The sequence below is a fragment of the Natrinema pallidum genome (assembly GCF_005890195.1).
Classification (GTDB): domain Archaea; phylum Halobacteriota; class Halobacteria; order Halobacteriales; family Natrialbaceae; genus Natrinema; species Natrinema pallidum.
This window is the reverse complement of sequence record NZ_CP040638.1, coordinates 13,615-33,491: the sequence shown is the minus strand read 5'-3', so window position 1 is coordinate 33,491 and position 19,877 is coordinate 13,615. Positions and strand designations below refer to the sequence as shown.

At 59.5% G+C, this 19,877-nt stretch carries 17 protein-coding genes and 2 pseudogenes; 8 read left to right on the top strand and 11 right to left on the bottom strand.

Translation table 11 applies throughout. The features are described 5' to 3' along the window. Positions 1-213 precede the first annotated feature (213 nt). Positions 214-384, bottom strand: a complete 171-nt coding sequence (locus FGF80_RS19360; protein ID WP_175417066.1) for a hypothetical protein — start codon at positions 382-384, stop codon at positions 214-216. A gap of 33 nt (positions 385-417) precedes the next feature. Further along, complete coding sequence (locus tag FGF80_RS17580) at positions 418-816, bottom strand: type II toxin-antitoxin system death-on-curing family toxin (RefSeq protein WP_138655575.1); 399 nt, start codon at positions 814-816, stop codon at positions 418-420. A 332-nt stretch (positions 817-1,148) separates the two neighbouring features. Here FGF80_RS17580 and FGF80_RS17575 point away from each other — a divergent pair, with 332 nt between their 5' ends. Both FGF80_RS17575 and FGF80_RS17570 read left to right on the top strand, forming a co-directional pair. Further along, entirely contained in the window at positions 1,149-1,553 is a 405-nt protein-coding gene (locus FGF80_RS17575) for a hypothetical protein (RefSeq protein WP_138655574.1), read from the top strand. A gap of 363 nt (positions 1,554-1,916) precedes the next feature. Further along, positions 1,917-6,155, top strand: a complete 4,239-nt coding sequence (locus tag FGF80_RS17570; protein WP_138655573.1) for a hypothetical protein — start codon at positions 1,917-1,919, stop codon at positions 6,153-6,155. A 50-nt stretch (positions 6,156-6,205) separates the two neighbouring features. Here FGF80_RS17570 and FGF80_RS17565 read toward each other — a convergent pair whose 3' ends face one another. From FGF80_RS17565 to FGF80_RS19680, 8 genes and pseudogenes are all read right to left on the bottom strand, one after another. Then, positions 6,206-6,466: a hypothetical protein gene (locus tag FGF80_RS17565; RefSeq protein WP_006187350.1), complete on the bottom strand. Its 261-nt coding sequence runs from the start codon at positions 6,464-6,466 to the stop codon at positions 6,206-6,208. Positions 6,467-7,220: 754 nt separating this feature from the next. After that, positions 7,221-7,499: an HAD family hydrolase gene (locus tag FGF80_RS17560; RefSeq protein ID WP_138655572.1), complete on the bottom strand. Its 279-nt coding sequence runs from the start codon at positions 7,497-7,499 to the stop codon at positions 7,221-7,223. A 368-nt stretch (positions 7,500-7,867) separates the two neighbouring features. Further along, positions 7,868-8,719, bottom strand: a complete 852-nt coding sequence (locus FGF80_RS17555; protein ID WP_238705380.1) for an MFS transporter — start codon at positions 8,717-8,719, stop codon at positions 7,868-7,870. A 150-nt stretch (positions 8,720-8,869) separates the two neighbouring features. Continuing rightward, a pseudogene (locus FGF80_RS19955) lies at positions 8,870-9,156 on the bottom strand (IS5/IS1182 family transposase); the annotation flags it as partial. A gap of 427 nt (positions 9,157-9,583) precedes the next feature. Next, positions 9,584-10,087 (bottom strand): hypothetical protein, encoded by a 504-nt coding sequence (locus tag FGF80_RS17550; RefSeq protein WP_238705379.1) that lies wholly within the window; start codon positions 10,085-10,087, stop codon positions 9,584-9,586. A gap of 23 nt (positions 10,088-10,110) precedes the next feature. Next, positions 10,111-10,764 (bottom strand): hypothetical protein, encoded by a 654-nt coding sequence (locus tag FGF80_RS17545; RefSeq protein ID WP_006187357.1) that lies wholly within the window; start codon positions 10,762-10,764, stop codon positions 10,111-10,113. A 3-nt stretch (positions 10,765-10,767) separates the two neighbouring features. Continuing rightward, entirely contained in the window at positions 10,768-11,289 is a 522-nt protein-coding gene (locus tag FGF80_RS17540) for a hypothetical protein (protein WP_006187358.1), read from the bottom strand. Between the two features lie 450 nt (positions 11,290-11,739). Next, positions 11,740-11,820: pseudogene (locus tag FGF80_RS19680) on the bottom strand (IS6 family transposase); the annotation flags it as partial. Between the two features lie 183 nt (positions 11,821-12,003). On the opposite strand from FGF80_RS19680, the gene FGF80_RS19675 reads away from it, so the two are divergent. The 6 genes from FGF80_RS19675 to FGF80_RS17505 all read left to right on the top strand — a co-directional run bounded on the left by FGF80_RS19675 (position 12,004) and on the right by FGF80_RS17505 (position 18,460). Further along, the gene (locus FGF80_RS19675) at positions 12,004-12,696 is read left to right on the top strand and encodes a hypothetical protein (RefSeq protein ID WP_238705378.1); all 693 of its coding nucleotides are present in this window, start codon (positions 12,004-12,006) and stop codon (positions 12,694-12,696) included. A 294-nt stretch (positions 12,697-12,990) separates the two neighbouring features. Continuing rightward, entirely contained in the window at positions 12,991-13,476 is a 486-nt protein-coding gene (locus FGF80_RS17525) for an acyl-CoA thioesterase (protein WP_138655571.1), read from the top strand. Positions 13,477-13,687: 211 nt separating this feature from the next. Beyond that, on the top strand, positions 13,688-14,002 hold the full coding sequence (locus FGF80_RS19950; protein WP_394295591.1) for an NrdR family transcriptional regulator: 315 nt from the start codon (positions 13,688-13,690) through the stop codon (positions 14,000-14,002). After that, on the top strand, positions 13,999-16,434 hold the full coding sequence (locus tag FGF80_RS17515) for a ribonucleoside-diphosphate reductase subunit alpha (protein ID WP_138655570.1): 2,436 nt from the start codon (positions 13,999-14,001) through the stop codon (positions 16,432-16,434). Before FGF80_RS19950 ends, FGF80_RS17515 begins: the two co-directional genes overlap by 4 nt. A 33-nt stretch (positions 16,435-16,467) precedes the next feature. Continuing rightward, entirely contained in the window at positions 16,468-17,460 is a 993-nt protein-coding gene (locus tag FGF80_RS17510) for a ribonucleotide-diphosphate reductase subunit beta (RefSeq protein WP_006187362.1), read from the top strand. Positions 17,461-17,656: 196 nt separating this feature from the next. Beyond that, entirely contained in the window at positions 17,657-18,460 is an 804-nt protein-coding gene (locus FGF80_RS17505; RefSeq protein ID WP_138655665.1) for an IclR family transcriptional regulator, read from the top strand. A 91-nt stretch (positions 18,461-18,551) separates the two neighbouring features. On the opposite strand, the gene gdhB is transcribed toward FGF80_RS17505, so the two are convergent. After that, positions 18,552-19,841, bottom strand: a complete 1,290-nt coding sequence (gene gdhB, locus FGF80_RS17500) for a glutamate dehydrogenase GdhB (protein WP_006187364.1) — start codon at positions 19,839-19,841, stop codon at positions 18,552-18,554. Positions 19,842-19,877: the final 36 nt, after the last annotated feature.

The window sequence follows — 19,877 nt, the reverse complement described above, 5'->3', positions numbered from 1 at the left end:
GCTGTATTTCTACGTCCCCATCCGACGACCTACTCGTCCATCTCGGCAATGGCATCTACGACATCACTCGTCAGGGAAAATAGCATCTCGCTGGCGAACTCGATGCGTGGGATCTTGCGGCTGACAGAACCCAGCTAGCGACGACCCTAATCGAAACCCAGCTAGTTGCCAGTCCTGAACGACTTCGCATACGGTTGCCTGGAAGAAGGACCCTCACTCGTCTTCAAGCGCTGCGTAGATCTCCGCGTGGCGGCGTCCGTCAAGCTTCCCCATCTCGAGGGCGATCTCATGACGTTCGGCGTCACTCTCGGCCGCCTGATACCGTTCATACAGCTTGCGGACCTCGTCGTCGACTGCCGTCGATGAATCGGTACTAGACGCCATCTTTCTATTGAAGATAGTCTGTGTGTCCCCTTATCAGTTGCGACGAGCGCATCCCCGGAAGTAGATAACTGCAGTGTCCGTGTCGACCGCGGCTTCGTCGGTCGCGAAGCGGTGTAAGAGGGCCCGGATTTCATCGCCGTAGTCAAACGTGTATTCGTTCAGTAGATAGAAGACGACCACCGTTCGGAGCGCCGTTCGCTTGTTCCCGTCGACAAACGGATGATCCGCAACGAGCAACCGCATCAGATGGACTGCTTTTTCATGGATCGTTTCGGGCATCTCCCCGAAGAACCCCTCCGAGATATACTGCAACGCGGAGGCAATCGCGTCTTCTGACCGAACTCCAGGTTCAGTAGTGTCGCCTTCTGTCACAATCTGCTCGTGGAGATCGAGGATGAGTTCGACAGAGGGATACGCGACATCGTCAGTCACGTCCCCAACGTTCTCGTGCCACCCGTTAACTGTTTCCCAACTGTCGAGATCAAGTCTCGTCGTCACGGGCAGCCGTCCAGCCCCGGTGGAAGACGGCCAGCTGCGTAGTTGAGTCGAAGGCAGTGCTACTCGGCTCGTTTGCGAGGATTTGGATCAGGCATAGTGAATCGCGCCAGGCACGTGAGAGCGCGTTGCTGTGACCGACCGTTCGTCGTCAGTTCGTTCAGTACCACACATCCGCCCGCAGTCGGTGCGGCTCGCGATGAAAGAGCGAGAATCGAATGGGTAGTATTAAATAAGCAAGACATCAATTTTCGTCCGGGTATATATTAATGAACCTAAAGAATAAGAGGAAAGTAAAGCAGTTCGAGGAGGAAGAACTGCCGTCCCTGAAGGAATCGATGGACGATGCAGCCGGTTTCGAAGTCGATCTCGATATCGAGTGGGAATCACTCATCGACGAGCGAGTCAACGACGATCTCTGGTTCGAGGGGTGGACGAAGGTGTACTTCCAGCCGACGATCGATGCCTTCGAGGCGATCTGTAGCGACGAACTGGGGCGGGAAGCCCTCCAGGCGGACCTCGAATCGATCGTGTTCAGGAACGAAGCAGGGATGACCGGTGACATCAGCTACGAAGACGGCGTCCTCACGGTGGATAAAGAACCATGCACCAACATGGACAAGGTCGACGAACGGACGGAATCCATCGTCACCTTGCTCGAAAGCAACCTCTAAGAAGTCCCGTCCGCTCACTCGTCACCCGCGTCGGATTTGACGAAAACTCGGGCACGGACGACGGAAGTCGGATCTTGCTTTCTGGATCGTCAGCCGTCCGATCACAGTCGACGAAAACCACAGGCGGATTCGGTTCGTCGACACCGTCGTTGAGCACAAAGACGCTGTTCCCACCCTCTCCGAAATCGTTTCAGTTGCTACCATAATCGTCAGGCGGTGCCGGGGATTGGCGGCTGGATCGGCCTCGGAGATGCCGTCCCAACGGCAAACATTTATATTCTCGAGGCAATCTATTGAATGGATATACTCGGCGGGGTCTGCCATCCAGACACAGTCGTTGGTGGAGTCAGTCGTGGGGAATACATGGAAAGAACGGTTCAAGAAGTCACGCCCGGAGAACTGTGCGACGCGGTCGACCCGTGTGAGGTTACACTCGTTCTCGGGGCACCCAGCGTCGGAAAATCACATCACCTGCGTCAGATCGGCCCATCCGTCGAGCGGCTCGAAGAAACGACAGCCATCAACGCCGACGAACTCGTGGTCGTCGACGATTTTGTGTCGGCAGTTTTGCATTCCGGTGACGGCGACCGGGAAAACCTGAATGCCTTGTTCGCTCGCCCCAAGGGTGCAGTACTCGTGACGCGGCCACGGAGCCTCGACTGGCTCTGCCGGCGCGGTCACCTCGCGTCTGCTGCGTTCCTCGAGCGAGTCGATTCCGTGCTCGTGGTTCGAATACCGCCGTCGGACTACGGCGAGTCGTTCTATGAAATTCGCGAAACCTGCTCCCGACGGAATACGTTCGATCCGGAGTACGAGGAGGACTCGTCCCTCGTCGAACGTGTCACCTATCCCCGCTACGACTTCGAGGACGAGCCACTACAGGAACGGATCGGGACCGTCGAGGCGACCGTCACGCCCGCAGCCTGTCTCTCGCTTTCGCAGTACGGGTCCGAAACGGTTCTCGTCGGACCGGACATCAGGACAGTGGTCGGCGAGTGTGACGGCACGGTCGAGCCACTCGGCGAGGCGGCACTCGACCTCGTCTCGTCCCTGCATCCGGATGCCGAGGGGGTCGGTCCCGACCCAACTGCAATGGCCCCAGCGGTCGCCACCGCACTCGTTCTCGTCGCGGGTTCGCTGGCAGACGACGACACGGAGTGGTTCGAGCCGCTGGTTCGACATCGGCCGCTCGCCAGTGCCGCCGAAGCGCTCGAGATCGCCGTCGACCTCCCACCCGGGACGATCGAACGGTTTCGGGTGTTCGCGTCCGAGCCGATGCGGACACGGATCGGCCAGCGGCTGGCCGCCCGGCCCGAGGCAGAGAGGGTCATCGCCGAGACGAGTTCCGCGATCGAGACGGTCCGGACTGACTTGCGAGCAGTCGCGTCGACGCTGGACGAGGTCGCGAGAGGGCCCGACGAGTACGGATCCGCTCCCCTGGTCGGTGCCTGGCACTGGGAGGGGCCAGCGGCGTTACAGACAGCTGCAACGGATCGGGAGTTCCAGGGCTCGGGCGACGGCCCTGAGACGGAGGGGAGAGCGTCGGGGGTTGACGTCGACGAGGTCGTCGACACACTCGATGGCGGGCTCGTTATACTCTCGGGACCGAAAGCCAGCGGGAAGCGACGGCTCGCAGCGACTGTCGCGAGGGAACTCATGGCGTGGGGAAAGACGGTCAGACTCCCCGATCTCCACCAGCCCGACCACATCAGAGCGGGCATCGACGCCACGCCGAACGCGCTCGTGGTCGCGACCTACAATGGTGAGCCAGCACGGATTATGAGCGATGCGGGTGTACGGGCGCTGGCCGACTGGGTCGATGACGGAACGTGTTCGGGCGCACTGCTCATCCGTGACGACGAGAACCGGGAGCAGTTCGACACCGTCGCCACACGGGCTGGCTGTGCCGACATCGCCGCCTGGCGTGACCGCACTGAGTTCGAACTGGACAACGTCGAAGTCGCACCCGATCGGACACCCCGAGCGGTCGCCGACGACCTGCTGTCCGCAATGGACTGGCCCGAAACCAGACGTCCGTCCCGTCGGACCCTCGAGGTCGACTCGGTCACGGGCCAGAGTCCGCTCGCGTCCATCGCCGGCATCCCCGACAGCGACCTCGACGCGGCGTTCGTCGGGCACGTCGTCGCCGACGCTATCGCAGTCGTCGCACAGACCACACAGCCGACTGCCGCGACGCAGTGGCTCTCGCTCGTCGACGACCTCGTCGCTGATGTCGCACGGTGTCGTGGCGATGTCGATTCGGCCATCACGTACCGCGGGTCGGTCTACGGCACCGCGATGGCAGCGACAGCGACCGAGGACCCGACGACCGACGAGTGGATCGAGGCGATCACGGGCTATGCTACTGATCTCACGAACAAGACCGCAGCGCCGCACGGATACGACTCCGTTGGCGGCGACCGTGAACCGTTCGTGAGCGCCTTTGGGATCGCCCTGAGAACCCTCGCGTGGCCAGCGGACGGCACTGGACCGAATCACGCCGCACTCGCCTGTGTCGACCAGGTCCTGCACGGGATAATCAACGCGGAGACGATCGCCAAGGAGTCGGGGCTGAATCTGCGCTGTCGCATCTACGGCGAGATGACCGCTCGGATCGTCGATACTGCCGACGACCCGGCAACCGCCGATGATGCGCTCACACCGGTCGCCGCGCTCGTCCAGCAGGCGGCTGCGACCAACGGCGACGGGTTCGCAGCGTTCGTCATCGGCAACAGCTTCGCGGCCACGCTCGGAGCCCTGGCTGACACGGCGTGTTCGCCCGAGAACCTCTCAATCTGGGTGGACGCACTCGGCTCCCGGGTCAGGGAGTCGACCACCTTTCTCCAGACCCAGGCCAATAGAGAAGCGCTGTTATGGCACGCCTACACCGGCGCAATCGGGTACTGGGGGTACGAGTTCGACTGCACCGAGGAGCGGATCGAGCCATGGCTGGTGACGGTCAGCGCGGACCTCTGTCGAACGGCGACGAGCGCCGACCTCGACGACCCGGTGGCGTTCGTCGCCGATGTCTACGGGCGGGCCGTCGGGCGTGTCGTGGGCTACCGCGATCTCGACCGTGCGGAACTGTTGTTCGGTGTGTGTGAGCGACTCGTCGACACCGTCGCGGCGTCGGGTCTGGCCGACGACGAGTGGGAGTGCCGTGCCACCCTCCACGCGGCGGCACTCGCGGCGTTCGCCCGCGTCGAACAGGACCACCCCGATAGTGTCACGGACGGTTCTTACGGCACCGGCCTGTCCCCGTTCTCCGACTCGCCACGATTGGCGGACTGGATCGACCTGTACGACGCGTCCGTAACACGGGGGGCTGCAGCCGAGGCAGCCGACCAGCAACGGGAGCGATACCTGATAGCGGTCTACCGTGGGGCACTGTCGACGCAGGTCGACGGGTTCGACGGCGAGTTGGAATCCGCGGTCCCGCGACGCGGGGCACACGAGCCACCATCCACGATCTCGCCACGCCGGGAGGCAACCTGGTATCAGCAACTCTCCGGCCGAATCGAAGCAATCGCCGCCAGGGCCGACCTAGTCGACGATCCGGTCACCTTCCTGAGCGGTGTCTTCGGTGCTGCAGCGGCGAACTGGGCAACCGACGGCGCAGCGAAAGACACCCAAGAGTGGGTCGGTTCGCTCGTCACCTCCTTTCGGGACTGTCGCTGGGCGGTCGACGGCCCGACGAAAACCGACTGGTTCGACGCATTCGCGGCGGTTGACGGTGCAATCCTACGGGCGGTGCTGACGCGAACAGACGTGGGAGCGCGGACACACGAACGGCTGGTACAGGCGGTTTTCGACCGGGTCCAGACTGCCGCTACGGCAGCGGACCACCCACCGCACCCCGTCAACTACGTCAGCACCGTGTTCGGGACCGCGCTGGCACTCGCCGTCGAGGCCGACCCCGGGGAAGTCAGATTCGGCGTCACGTCGGTCGTCGCGGCCGCCGAGGACCAGTCGTTTGACTGGATCGGTCTCGAGCGTCGCGCGCTCCTCGAGCGGGTGTACGGCGAGGCGCTCGCCATCGTCGGTCGCACTCGATCGACCGAGCCGAACACTGACGAGTGGCTTGCAGTCGTGACGGACCGACTCGACGCGACCGCGACGCAGGAACTTCCGGACTCACCCTCGGCGTTCGTCGCGGGTGTCTTCACACGCGCCTACGTTCACACGGTCGAGGACGAGGCCGACGCGTGGCGTCGCCGTCTGGACTCGAAACTCCGGGCGTACGCTACGGGGGCTCATGTCGAGGACCCGGCAGCGTTCCTCGAAGAAGTGTACGCCGACATCGTCGTCGCAGGAACCACGACGGGCCAGCCAGCCGCCGAGGTCGAGGCGTGTGTCGCGGCGGTGTATCAGTCCACCGAGATCGCAAGCGAGACGGCTATCCTCCGAGCCGACGACCCAGCGGTGGGAACGTTCTCACGTGTCGCCAACACGCTTGCCACGGAGAACCCTCGTACCCAGGCAGACCACACCTACCTGTTCGGCCAAGCACTCCGCGCAGTCGGCGGTGCGGAACTCGAAAGGGCCGTCTTCGACGCTGCCGACGGCGACTCGCCCTTGGACGATGCGGGGAGGGACAATTGACTGCATGCACGTCCGGGTCCGGACCCAAGAGCGCTGACCGCGGTGACACTCTATTCTCGGCTGTCGTCGTCCTTGCCTGGCCGGACTGCTGGTGTGATTTGCCTGCCTTCGTCGGTGGAACCGTCGGCACTGAATCGCTCGATCAGGTCGGCAATCGAGATGTCGCCATCTTCGAGAGCCACGACCTCGGTGTCCGTCAGCCGCACGGAGACATCCCACATCACCGCCCTGCCGAGCAGGAAGGTGAGAATCCACTCGCCGTCGCTCTCCAACAGGATGTGAGAATATGGCTCCCGGTCAAGCACTCGCATCAAGTGCCCGCTCGTGCTTACGACGTGAAAACCTACGGTTTTACCAACCGGATGCGGAGCAGGGCGTAAACGTAGGTGAATCGAACTGCCTTGAACAAGGCAGTCGCAACTTCCACAAGCAGAGGAGAGGAGGAGTCGAGACGACAACGGGTTTATCCGGTCGATGATGCGTAAGCTTAGCCGGGTCAATGAGTGAGCACTGCTTCGGATCGCCGTTCAAACGGACGGTCTTGTCGTACTATCGACCAGATAGGTGAGTTTCTGCGACGTCCGGCAGCGGTTACCACTCGGACGCCTCGCCAGCCTAGACTGAACGCTTACCCCTCATTCCGGCCCTTGTTCAACAGCAGCAACGAGTTGACAATCAGGAAAGCTACCCCTTGTTGCATCTCGAGACAACGCCCCCCGCGTGGCTCGTCTTCGTAGTCGTCGCGGGGCGTGAGCGACTCTCCGCGGAGATCAAGACGGTGAACCGCTGTACGACGTGGTTTGGGAACCGACGTGTTCCCGGAACGAGCAGCGGACGACTGTTTTCAACTGTTCAGTGGTCGCCAATTTAGTGACTCGACGTGTGGGCTTCGCATCTCCGATCGGACCGACACACCGTTCTGCCCCACTGCATCGGCGATCCACTGCGGGGGCATGGATAGCATCCCATCCGGAAGCTCATCCGTGTCGAAAAATTCGACCTCGAGCGCCTCATCTCGATCCGCTTCGAGCGTGCCGGTCTCAATAGTACACTGATACCAATTCGCTACGAAGTGGACCGTCTCACCGGCTCACGGCGGAGATACGTCGCCGCCGTCGACGCCGAGGTGACGATCGCATCCGCACCCGCTTCAATGCCGAGGTCACGGAGGTCGGCAACGACTGCCTCCCGCGTCGGTCGCGGATCGTTCGTGAGAAACCGGATTCGCTTGTCGCGTTCGAAGAGCCGATTGATGCTCGTGACTGCCTCCGGGAGCGCATCGTTCCCGGAATAAATCACGTGCGTCAAGGTCGAAAAAGGCTCGAACTGGTCGGCAAGCACCATGGCTATGAACTAGTATTATCGACTCAGATCCGTTTCCGTCGTCCGAAACACTGTCTCCGGTGTGGCTGTAAATAGCATCCCCGAACCGACCACGAAGACGAAGGCGAGTAGAGCAAGCATCAGAGGTGGGCTGAACATATCGGCCAGGACACCACCCACGGCGCGGAACGCGATCGCAGCTACGCCGCCGCCCATCGAGACGACGCTGAGAACAGTAGCTCGCCGCCGGTTGCGCGTCCGATCGTTGACGATACGGCTCTGGAACGTCTGGCTGACGTGCCAGATAGCTTCCATCCCAACGAACGCTGGGACGGTTGCGGCTGGGACCACAGGAAGACTCACGAGGCTTCCAGCTAGTAGAAGCGGTCCTAAGAGGAACCAACAACGCGGACCCCAAGGGTTTGCTCGATCCGACTGGTGAGAGCGCTCGCTCCAGCAGCAACGATATTGAAACACGCATACAATGCCCCAACTGCGGCAACGGAGAGTCCGACCTGATCACCGGCGACGATTGGCTGAACGAAAGTTCGGGTAACCTCGACGAGGCCGAACAGGAGAACCGTGTATCCGACGAAACTCCGCATCCCTGGCTGTTTGAACGCCGCTGTCAGTTCTTGGCGTGTCGTCGAGAAGAGCCATGACTCCGACCGGGATCGCCCTTGGCCGTCGGGGACCGTCGGAAACGACAACACGACAGCTGAGTTGACGGCTAATAAACCAGCAGTAAGGAAGAACGGAGCGACGAGTGATTTCGTATAAAGGACTCCCCCGATGACTGCAGTTATCGCAGTTGCGGCCAATTTGACTGCTCGCCCACGGCCGCGAACATGAGTGTAGGCATCGGCAGTGCCAGACCGTCCGAGTACACTGTACAGCCAGGCATCGGCCGTCCCGGAACGAAATGTGATCCCGACTGCCCATGCGGTAAGTGCCAGCGCGAACGAGAGCAGAGTCCGAGCGAATGCGAGTCCGCCGACTCCACCAGCCGTTATGAGTGCAGCGATGAACAGGCTCCGCCGTCGGCCGATGCGATCACCGATATATCCGGTCGGTATCTCTGCGAGAACAAGCACTGCCCAATATAACGCACCGAGAAGTCCAATATCCGTATAGGAGAGCCCACGAGCCTGTAGAACGAGAACCCAGACGGGAGCGATGAGCCCCTGCGTTTCGGTGAGCGAATAAAGGTAATATCGCCACCGAACCTCTTGCGATTGCATCCGATTGTTCTTTCTCAGGTGTCGTATTATGATTGGCGACCTGACACGGATCGAAGGAGTAACTGAGAGACTGCCGTCGATCAGTCGCTGTCCAGTGTGGTCTTGGAAGACCTCTCTCAGCTGCTCTGTTGAATAGATACTAGATCGCGGTTACAGGACCTCACACACCGAGTCTATGTTGGTGAGAGCGAACAGCAGAACAAGTTCACGGAACTTGCGATACCAGTCCAGCGCCCACACGGCGACGCCGTGCGAGCGCTTCGTTCGAGTACGAAGTTCTACCATCCAGCGCTGAGAGCAGTTTGTGCCCGGATGAGAGCGTTGTTTACGACTGCATTCGATGATGATCCGCGGTAGCGAACGAGAGACTCAACAGCAAGCACGGAGGGTTCGTACGCAGCGTGCCAGTCCTGGAACCCCTTGTCCGCAGCAATGGCTCCCACAGCCACATGCAACGGTAAAGGGCTGAGAGCTAGGTTCGATTCCCGGATTTGCAGGAACCGAGGAACGACGAGGCGCTATACCAACAGTACGGAACTTACCAGCAGTGCGATCACGATCCCCGTCAGAAACGCGGAGACTGTACGCAGTGTAACGTACTGCGACACCTGCTCAACGCGTTTTTCGTGGGCACTTGTCTCGATGCCGAACTCTTGTTCGGCACACGTTAGGCACCACTGCTCAACCACTGGGGACGTTGAATCTGTACCGGTGACCCCGACATGAGGTTGGGGGTCGGACCACTCCCCAATAGTCGCACCAACAACGACGTCCACGGTCGCGGCTTCGTAGACTTCGCGATCGCAGTATGGCGACTCGCACCGAATCGTCGCTGTGCTCGAGTCTTCGCCGGGCATTGCCTCCTCACTCGCCAGCCGTTGGGTCTCTTTGCTCACTGGTTTTCACCTCGATTGTCTCGAGGAAGGCCTGTTCGTCGATTTCGTCGTTCACGTAGGCACGAAGTGCCGATTCGACTACATACACCTTGACGTTGGCTGGGGAGATGATGAGTGTCGTCGGCTCGGCCCCTTCGGTTTCGATCAATTCGGCGTACTCCGTGGCGATATTGTTGTACTCACGTGTGAGCGCATCGCCGCTCGAGGCATTCCCCTGGTAGTCCATCACGATCTCCCCGGACGGTGTGATGAACACGCGGGCATCTGGATAGAACTCGGTAATATGCGTGTAGAACGCCTCGGCGAGTGGTTGGACAGCCGCCACCTCCTCAGGAGGGTCGTCAACGGCAGGGCTGTCGGACTCGTTCGTCGGCGTGTGGGTTTGCTGGCTGTCAGTCGTGCTGTCGCCAAGCACCGTACACCCTCCGAGGGGAACAGCGCTGACTGTGGCAAGGAATGCGCGTCGATTCATGAATTGAGTGTGAGAAGGGGCAGTTAGTTTTCGGACTCGTTCTCGTCAACCTCGTCGGTCAGCGTGACCGGTGTCTGGATGTTCTTCGGCTCCTCCGAAACGACATAGAGCCCGTTCCACTCGACGTAATGTCCGTCAGTGGTAAAGAAGAAGATTGCAGCTCCATTCGAGCCGTACGAGCCATCCATCTGAGGCGACTCGACGAGCTTCCAGTTAGAGCCGTTCGGACCAGCCGCGCCATTCCCCCCGTCGTACTTTGCGTCAGGGACCTTGACGAGTTGGCGGTCGTTGGTCAGCTTCGAGTTGACACTCGAGACTTTCCCCTGTGCGGTATAGTACGAGACGACCTTCCCGTCGTGAGACATTAGGTACACGTGATGGACATTATTCCGGTCGTTGAGATACTTGTACCGGTCGATTAGGTTCTGGCGCTCGAGCGAATTGTCCATCTGGAACGGCGGTTGCGCACGGATCAATCCCTGCTGGTTTGATTCCGTCACTCCGATCTCGTAGAGGTAGCTCCCACCGTAGTCCGTGGATCGCTCGGTGTTCGTATCGGTGGCGAGATCGTCAGCTGACTCGTCGCCGGCCGACGTGTTATCTTGAAACACACTACAGCCCGCGAGGGCGATCATTCCGACGACCGCGAAGATCAGGACGAGTTTTTTCTTGTTCATGAATTAGCTTTCAACTTTGTCTGGTAGTTCGTCGCACTGGTTCGCTTCGGATGGGGTCCCGTTGATCGAGTTCCCGTTGGGGCCGGTGTCTACGGGCTGCTCCGCATCACCACTTCCCGGTGGCCCCTGTATCGCGAAGCGATCATCCACCTTATACGGCAGATGGCATTTGAACAGTTCTTTATTAGCCATATCCGACTGTGCGTTGTAGTCGGCGACCAACTGCTCGAGTTGGTTCTGGTTGCCGGTGATTCGTTCGTGTATCCGGCCGTGGCGCGTCTCTGCGGTTCGACTCCAGTTGTTCGGATCGTCACCGTAGGTCTCGTGGAACGACTCCTCTTCGTCGTAGGCGTTCTCGACTTGGTTCCGCTGCGCTTCGATGTCGTGGTACATCTGGCGGAACTCCTCGTACTGCTGGATCGCGTTCTCGGCGTCGTACGTCTGCTCGACTGTTTCCTGACCAGCGTCTCGTTGCTCGAACCACGGGAGGAAAGGGAACCAGAGGTACGAAATGACATTCAACACGATAAAAAATGCCAATATAGCGGCTATGATCCCCACCCAGTTTCGTCCCTGACTATGTTTTTTGCTCATATTTCGTGATAGTTCAATCGGTTTTATATTTCCGTCTATACTGCAGCATATGGAGCGACATCTTATAATTTTCTCTTCGTGGTGAAGAATAAAGACAATACATCACATGGATCATACTTAAGGATAGGCGACTCATACTGTGATAGTGTGCCAAAGGAGCCGGAAGAACCAACCCCCCAGCAGGTCCTCCAGGAGATGAATCCCTGCGAGCCGTATACCGTCTCTGATCTTGTCGATCGATTCGAGGATGCGTCGCGGTGGACGATTCAGCGGCGGCTCGATACGCTTGTCGAAAAGGGTGACGCTTCCAAAAAGAAGCATACGAAGAATCGAGTTTCGTACTGGATTCCGTAATAGCTGCTGTTCCACGGTTCCCCACGACGGGGTCGCCGTCCGTTCGTTCTCCCACGATTCTTCTAAACCCGCCACGTAGCTTTCGCTGAGCAGGTCTGCGAGCCTCAATCGACTCAACGTTACGACCTGCTCACTTCTCAAACTGATTCAACTGGACAGTACAAGAAACACCGATCCAACAACCGCTGAAACATGATTACAGAGCTACGTCTACCGCTGGAACTAGCCAATCCGAAACGGTGCCGCGAGACTCCGCACAAAATATTTACCTACCAAACTGGGAAATATTGTATGCAACGGCGACAGGTCCTCTGTCTACTCGGTTCTAGTAGCGTTCTCGGCACAGTCGGCTGTTTGAGTGGTACTGATCCTGAACCGGCAGGACGGGACACTGAATCGGACCCCACAACGACTGCACCGCAGTCACCGGCAGCCACGTCACCCACGACGAACTCCTCGCGTGTTCGCCAGTGGGCGAAAGAAGCCGACTCGAGAGGACCTGTACGCCCCGACGGCGAGCCGGTCAGCGTCGACCGGACCATTACTGACGACCCGGGCTACGAACAGGACAATGTGGAATACTTCCCACAAAACGAGACCGTTCGATATGTGAAGCGCATGAGTGGCGGCGAGCCCGCCGCGTACGATACCTGGTCGTTCGAGGAGTGGGGCAGAATTGAAAGTGCCGAAGTGGGCGCGACTCGAGCGCGGACAGTGACGGCCCGCAAACTCGGCGTGGAAGAAGTCGGAAGTGGTATCTCGAGTCCGCCGGACGAGGCAGAGACCGAAGGACTTGTTAGTACGGTCGAGATCTCGAAGAGACTCAGTCGCGATGGTGACGTTGTACGTTGGCCTGTGGCAACGTTTCCGGAACTCAAAAAGGCGGCACCGAGCTCGGTCGATGTGACACTGTCAATCGAGGGCGACACCTTCTCCCGAAGGGTACCGGTATACGTAAGCTACAGTATTATGCACTACGATTAATAGGATCGCGTGCAGCGCGACTGGAATTGAATTCGAGTCGAAAGGACGCATCATTGCTATCCTCCGAAGTTGTGATAGCGAAGACCACTAGTTCACTCCGGACGGTCCACTCACCGAGGCTTCTGTCCAAACACGAATCGGTGGGTTCTCGAATAAAGCGGCTCGCGTGACGGAATCGGGTGAATGGATTGTGCCCCACATGATAGATAACAGACTATACCAGTCAACGGGTACAAGTAAGATTGTATAAATTCAATTCAAATAGTTTTTGTAGCGCTTTCCCCGAGATAAGGTATGCCACCGCAACAATCAGCGAGTGGGACGGCAACGCTGGAGAGTTCTCACACGGAAATGAGTGAGATTTTGATGCCGAACGACACGAATAACCTCGGACGGGCTCTCGGCGGTTCCGTCCTCCATTGGATGGACATTTGCGGAGCGATTGCCGCTCGACGGTTTTCTAATCGGCAAGTAGTTACCGCTGCAATGGACCACGTTGATTTTATCGCTCCGATCGAGTTGGGAGATATCGTAACGATCACTGGCTACGTTTTCGAAACCGGTCGGACACGTATGGACGTCAAAGTCGATGTACAGGCTGAACGGCCAACAGCGGAAGAGACCGACGACGCAGCTACCTCGTTTTTCAGTTTCGTCGCCCTCGATGCGAGCGAAACGCCGACGCCTGTTCCGGCGCTTCACTGCCCGACGGAGGCCCAGCGAGAACTGCGTGACATCGCACTCGAGCACCGGCAAAAGCGTCGACGAAATCTCGCGTGAATGTGTTCTAACTGATGAGTGGTGAGACTGGTGCCGCGTTGCTCTCGGGTCACAGAACCAGTCGCTTTCCCCGGCCCGGACAGTACAAGTGTATTTGTACTACATCAAGCTAGTTGGGAAAGTTTATATGCGTTCCACTGACACCAGCTATTGCGGCTGAAACCGAGAGCCCCCACATGGGGGAGAGTGAGAGGAGAGACCAGTGACAACTATGAACTGTCCGGACTGCGGGAACGAGCGAACACGCGTCATCGATACGGCGACCAGTACCGACGGAACCGCCATCAGACGACGCCGCGAGTGGCACCGACGTTCGCTCCGATTTACCACCTCCGAACGTCCGGAGTGGGTCTCTCCTCGAGTGAAGAACCGCGACACAGGCACGGGCGCGTACAGCCGGGTTGTCTCAGCCCACACGGAAGTATCCGAACCCGAAACGTGCCGTCGCGAACGTGAGACAGCCCTCGGTGTTGAAGCCGACGGGTCCGGATCAGCGATAGGAGCCGACCGATCACCTCACACATGAGCCAGCAATCCACCGCAACAACACCCGAAATCCGGTCGATCATCGACCGGGCACGCACGGACATCGAAACGAGTCTTACCGCAACGGACTGGGACGATCTCGTCACCGAAATCGAACGGAACCTCTACGACGACGCAGCTACCGACGAGGTGTACCAGGCCGCGATTCAAGCACTGACGGCGCGCATCGAGATCGAACCGAAACTCAAACGCGTCGCAGCCGGCGTCTTCCGACAGCGATACTATCGCGAGATACTCGGCGAGGACCTGACCGGATTCGACCTCGACCGCGCATACCGTGAGACGTTCGTCACGAACCTCCAACGCGCCGTCGATCTCGACCTCCTCGACGAGCGCCTCCGCGAACGGTTCGACCTCGACGATCTCGCCGACTACCTCGAGCTCGATCGAGACCGGAAGTTCGAATATATGGCGATGGAAACCCTGTACCAACGGTACTTCCGGAAGACCGAACAAAACGGAGACCGCCTCGAACTCCCACAGGCGTTCTGGATGCGAGTCGCGATGGGGCTCGCAATCGAGGAAGATGACCCACAAGAGCGGGCCAAGGAGTTCTACGACGTTCTCTCGAAACTGGAGTTTACACCCTCGACGCCGACGCTGTTTCACAGTGGCTCGACCCATCCCCAACTCTCGTCGTGTTACCTAACGACGGTACAGGACGACCTCGAGAACATCTTTGAGTCGTACAAACACCACGCCCAACTGTCGAAGTGGAGCGGCGGGCTTGGCAACGACTGGACGAACATCCGGTCGGCGGGCGCGCTCATCGAGAGCACCGGTGTCGAATCGACCGGCGTCGTTCCGTTCCTCCGCATCAGCAACGATGTCACGGCGGCCATCAACCGCTCGGGAAAGCGCCGCGGTGCTGCGTGTGCATACCTGGCCTGCTGGCACCTCGATTTCCCGGCGTTTATCGACCTCAAGCGAAACACGGGGGACGAGCGTCGCCGTACGCCGGATATGAACACGGCTGCGTGGGTTCCGGATCTCTTCATGAAACGCGTCGACAACGGTGAACAGTGGACGCTGTTCAGCCCCGACGAGGTCCCCGACCTCCACGATCTCTCCGGTATCGAGTTCGAAGAGCGCTACCGCGAGTACGAGACGCAAGCGGAAAACGGCGACCTCAGACAGTACGAACGCGTCGATGCCGAGGAACTCTGGCGGAAGCTACTCACGCGACTGTTCGAAACCGGCCACCCGTGGCTGACGTTCAAAGATCCGTGTAACGTTCGCTCGCCGCAAGATCACGTGGGTACGATCCACTCATCGAACCTCTGTACCGAGATCACGCTCAACACGAGCGCGGACGAACACGCCGTCTGTAACCTCGGGAGTGTCAACTTCGCGACCCACGTCTCGGACGGCGAACTCGACCGGGAATACCTCGCGGAAACCATCGAGACGGCGATGCGGATGCTCGATAACGTCGTCGACCGCTGTTTCTACCCAACCGACGAGGCCGAACGGTCGAACATGCAACACCGCCCGGTCGGGCTGGGAACGATGGGGTTCCACGATGCGCTGATGCAACTGAACGTTCCGATGAATTCCGAAGAGGCGCTCGAGAAGGCCAACCGCTGGCAGGAGTTCGTCTCCTACCACGCCGTTCTCAACTCCTCGAAACTCGCGGCGGAACGGGAGCCGTATCCCTCCTACAAGGGCTCGAAGTGGGACCGCGGCCTCTTTCCACAGGACACTGTCGACCTCCTCGAGGACGAGCGGGGTCGTGAGGTGCCGACCGAGCGCGAGGAGACACTCGATTGGGATGTCGTCCGTGAGCACGTCGCGGAACACGGGATGCGAAACTCGAACACGATGGCTATCGCCCCGACGGCGACCGTATCGACGATCAACGGGACGACACCGTCGATCGAGCCCCTGTACTCGAATCTCTACGTCAAATCGAACATGTCGGGCGAGTTCACGATCATCAACGACCAACTCGTCGACGACCTGCGTGAAGCTGGGTTGTGGGATACCGAACTGGTCGACCGTATCAAGTACCACGACGGCTCGATTCAGGAAATAGATGCCATCCCGGACGAGTTGAAGCGACTGTACCGTGGTGCTTTCGAGATCGACCCACGGCAGCAGCTTCGGTTGACCGCCCACCGGCAAACGTGGATCGACCAGTCCGTTTCACATAACGTCTTTTTCCCGTCCACCGATGGGTCCCTTCTCACCGACGTATACGAGACTGCGTGGGAACTAGGTCTGAAGACGACCTACTACCTCCGAACGCTCGGGGCGTCCCAGATCGAGAAGTCCACGCTGGACATGTCCGAGTATGGGAAGACACAGCGACGGGACGGATCGTCGTCAGACCTCGAAGCCGACGAGAAGCATCCTGCCGACGAGGACGAACTCTGCAAAGTCGAGGACCCGACCTGCGAGGCTTGCCAGTAACACGCACGACTTACGTTTACAACCACTACAACGATGCCGATCATCAATAACGACGCCGAACACGACCCGAACAAAATACTTCCGATCGACTACGGATGGGCTCGCGAATACTACGAAGCCGGCGTGAACAACAACTGGGTGCCCGAGGAGATTCCGATGCAGGACGACATCACCCAGTGGAACGGCGACGCCCTTTCCGATGCCGAGCGACAACTCATCGAATGGAACCTGGGGTTCTTCTCGACGGCCGAATCGCTGACAGCTAACAACATCGTGCTCGCGGTGTACGACCACGTCACTGCCCCGGAATGCCGGCAGTATCTGCTCCGGCAAGCGTACGAGGAAGCCATCCACACGGATACGTTCATCTACTGCTGTGACTCGCTCGGATTCGACCCCGAATACCTCTATGGAATGTACGACCGCGTCCCATCGATACAGGAGAAAGACGAGTTCGTGGTCGACTTGACGCGGGTACTCGACACGGACGGCTTCACCATCGAGACGGATGAGGACCGACGCGATTTCCTCCGTGATCTCGTCGGCTTCTACGTCATCATGGAAGGCCTATTCTTTTACGCCGGCTTCGCGATGATGCTCGGACTAAAACGCCAAAACAAGATGGTTGGCGTCGGTCAACAGTTCGAATACATCATGCGCGACGAGTCGCTCCATCTGGGATTCGGAATCGATCTCATCAACCAGATTCGGGCGGAACATCCCAGCGCGTGGACCGACGAGTTCGGTGACGAAGTGATCGATCTGATAACCGAAGCCGTCGAATTAGAACAGATCTACGCCTACGAAGCCTGCCCTGACGGACTCCTGGGGATGAGTGCCGAGCAGTTCGCCGAATACGTCGAACACATCGCCGACCGGCGACTCGAGCAACTCGACTTACCCGAACAGTACGGGACCGAAAACCCGTTCCCGTGGATGTCCGAACAGGTCGATCTGAACAAGGAGAAGAACTTCTTCGAGACGCAAGTGACGGAATACCAGAGCGGCGGCAGCCTCGAGTGGTAGACCGGACGGTCGGGCCGTCGCCGGCGACTCTCCGATAAGAACCACGTGTCGCTGAGCGTTGTCGTCGCAACTGCTGCTCGGCGACTCGAGCAGTCGGTTTTGTTTCGCGATACCGAGTGCCGTGTTGGCGTTGGACCGTCTCCGATCGGAGTTTGTCATATACAAACCTATATGCCGCGGTGAACACATGAACGACATGCACGCCGACGACTCGGCCGGTTCTCCCCGCCGGATCAAATCCATTCAGACAGCGAGTGCCATTCTGGAAGCGATCCAATATCTCGAGACGCCGACGTTTACCGATCTTTGTAACGAAGTCGATATTTCGAAGGGGACGGTCCACACGTATCTCGAGACGCTGGAGAACGAGGGGTTCATTACGAAATCGGGGAAGGAGTATCGGCTCGGGGTACGGCTGGTAACGATGGGTGAGAGCGTCCGAAATCAAACCGACATCTACCGCGCGGGTCAGGACGAGGTGGAAAAACTCGCGGAGAAGACGGGTGAGTGGGTCCATCTCACAGTCGAGTGTCAGGGACAAGAAGTAACGCTCTACGAAAGTAGCGGCGACAGGGCGATCGCGATGGATTACCACCTTCGAATGCGGGAGTCACCACAGTACCTGTACCACACGGCGGCCGGAAAGGCGATGCTTGCGTGTTTCGACCGAGACCGGGTCCGGGAGATCGTCGACCAACAGGGGTTCGTCCAACGAACCGAAAAGACGATCACCGATCTCGAAACGCTGTTCGATGAACTCGACCGGATCCAAGCCCAGGGATACGCGGTCAACGACGAAGAGGAAGTACGGGGAATGCGCTCCGTCGGAACCGCGATCATGGGAACCGACGCCACCGTCTGTGGGGCGATAAGCGTAACAGCACCAACCAGTCGTCTTTCGGGGGACTACTTCGAATCCGAAATTCCCGAATTAGTAATGGAAGCAGCCAATATCATCGAGGTGAACCTCGAGACGGCCGGCGTCCAGAAGCCACGCTAAGTTCGGGAGCCGCGTCAAAAACGGAGTTTCTCACGGATCGTCGACGGCACTTCCGCCGTGAGCGATAGCTGCGGTACGTCGGCCGACCGCGCTATGGCCAGAGTCCGCGGGCCTCCTTTGCCTCGCCGATGCGGTTGAGCGCCACGACGTACGCCGCATCCCGCCAGCTCATGTCCCCGGCATCGACTTCCGCCTTCACGTCGGTCCACGCGTCGAGCATCGCCGACTCGAGTTCGTCGTTGACCCGCTCTTTGGACCACGTTCGGCGGTTGATATCCTGGAGCCACTCGAAGTAGGAGACGGTGACACCGCCGGCGTTCGCGAGGATGTCGGGAATAACGTGTTTACCGCGCTCGTGAAGGATCGTATCCGCGGTCGAGGTCGTCGGGCCGTTTGCGCCCTCGACGATGATGTCGGCCTGGATTCGATCCGCGTTGTCGGCCGTGATGACGTTCCCGATGGCAGCCGGGATGAGAACGTCCACGTCCAGTTCGAGGAGTTCCTCATTGGAAACCGTGTTCGAACTGTCGTATCGCATCACGCCCTCCGGCTCCTCCTTGTGGGACGGAACGTCCTGTGTCTGCAGTCCGTCGGGGTCGTACAGACCGCCGTTGACGTCGCTGACGGCAACGATGTCCGCGCCCCACTCGTCGAGCAGGCGGGCAGCGTTCGCACCGACGCTCCCGTACCCTTGGACCGCGATCGACACGTCGTCAAGGCTCTCGTCGTAGTACTCGATCGCTTCCCGCGCGACGATGGCGACGCTCCGCCCGGGGGCTTCCTCGCGACCGTAACTCCCGCCGATGACGGGTGGTTTGCCGGTGACGACGCCGGGAATCGTTTCCCCTTCCTGCATGCTGTACGCGTCCATGAACCAGGCCATCGTCTGTGCGTCGGTTCCCATATCGGGTGCGGGGATGTCCCTGCTGGGACCGACCTCGTCTCGGATTTCTTCCGCGAACCGTCGGGTGAGGCGCTCTTTCTCGTCGTCGCTGAGTTCCTTCGGATCGACGACGATCCCCCCTTTCCCGCCGCCGAACGGGATATCCATAACGGCACATTTCCACGTCATCCACATCGCGAGGCCGACGCACTCGTCGGCGTTGACTTCGGGGTGATAGCGGAGCCCGCCCTTATAGGGGCCGCGAACGTCATCGTGCTGTGCTCGATACCCCGTAAAGACATCGACGGAGCCGTCGTCCCGCTCGAGCGGAATGGAAACCTCGACGACTCTGGTCGGGTGTTTGAGGCGTTCGATGACGCCGTCGTCGACATCGGTCCGGCCCGCAGCGGTACGGAGCTGCCGACGAGCCGTTTCGAGAGGTGATTCGGTCGTCGATTCGCTGTCCGATTCGGAGTGGGTGGTCTGCTTCTGTGTCATTATTGAAGTCGGGTGGTGGTGTCGAGAGTCGTGATC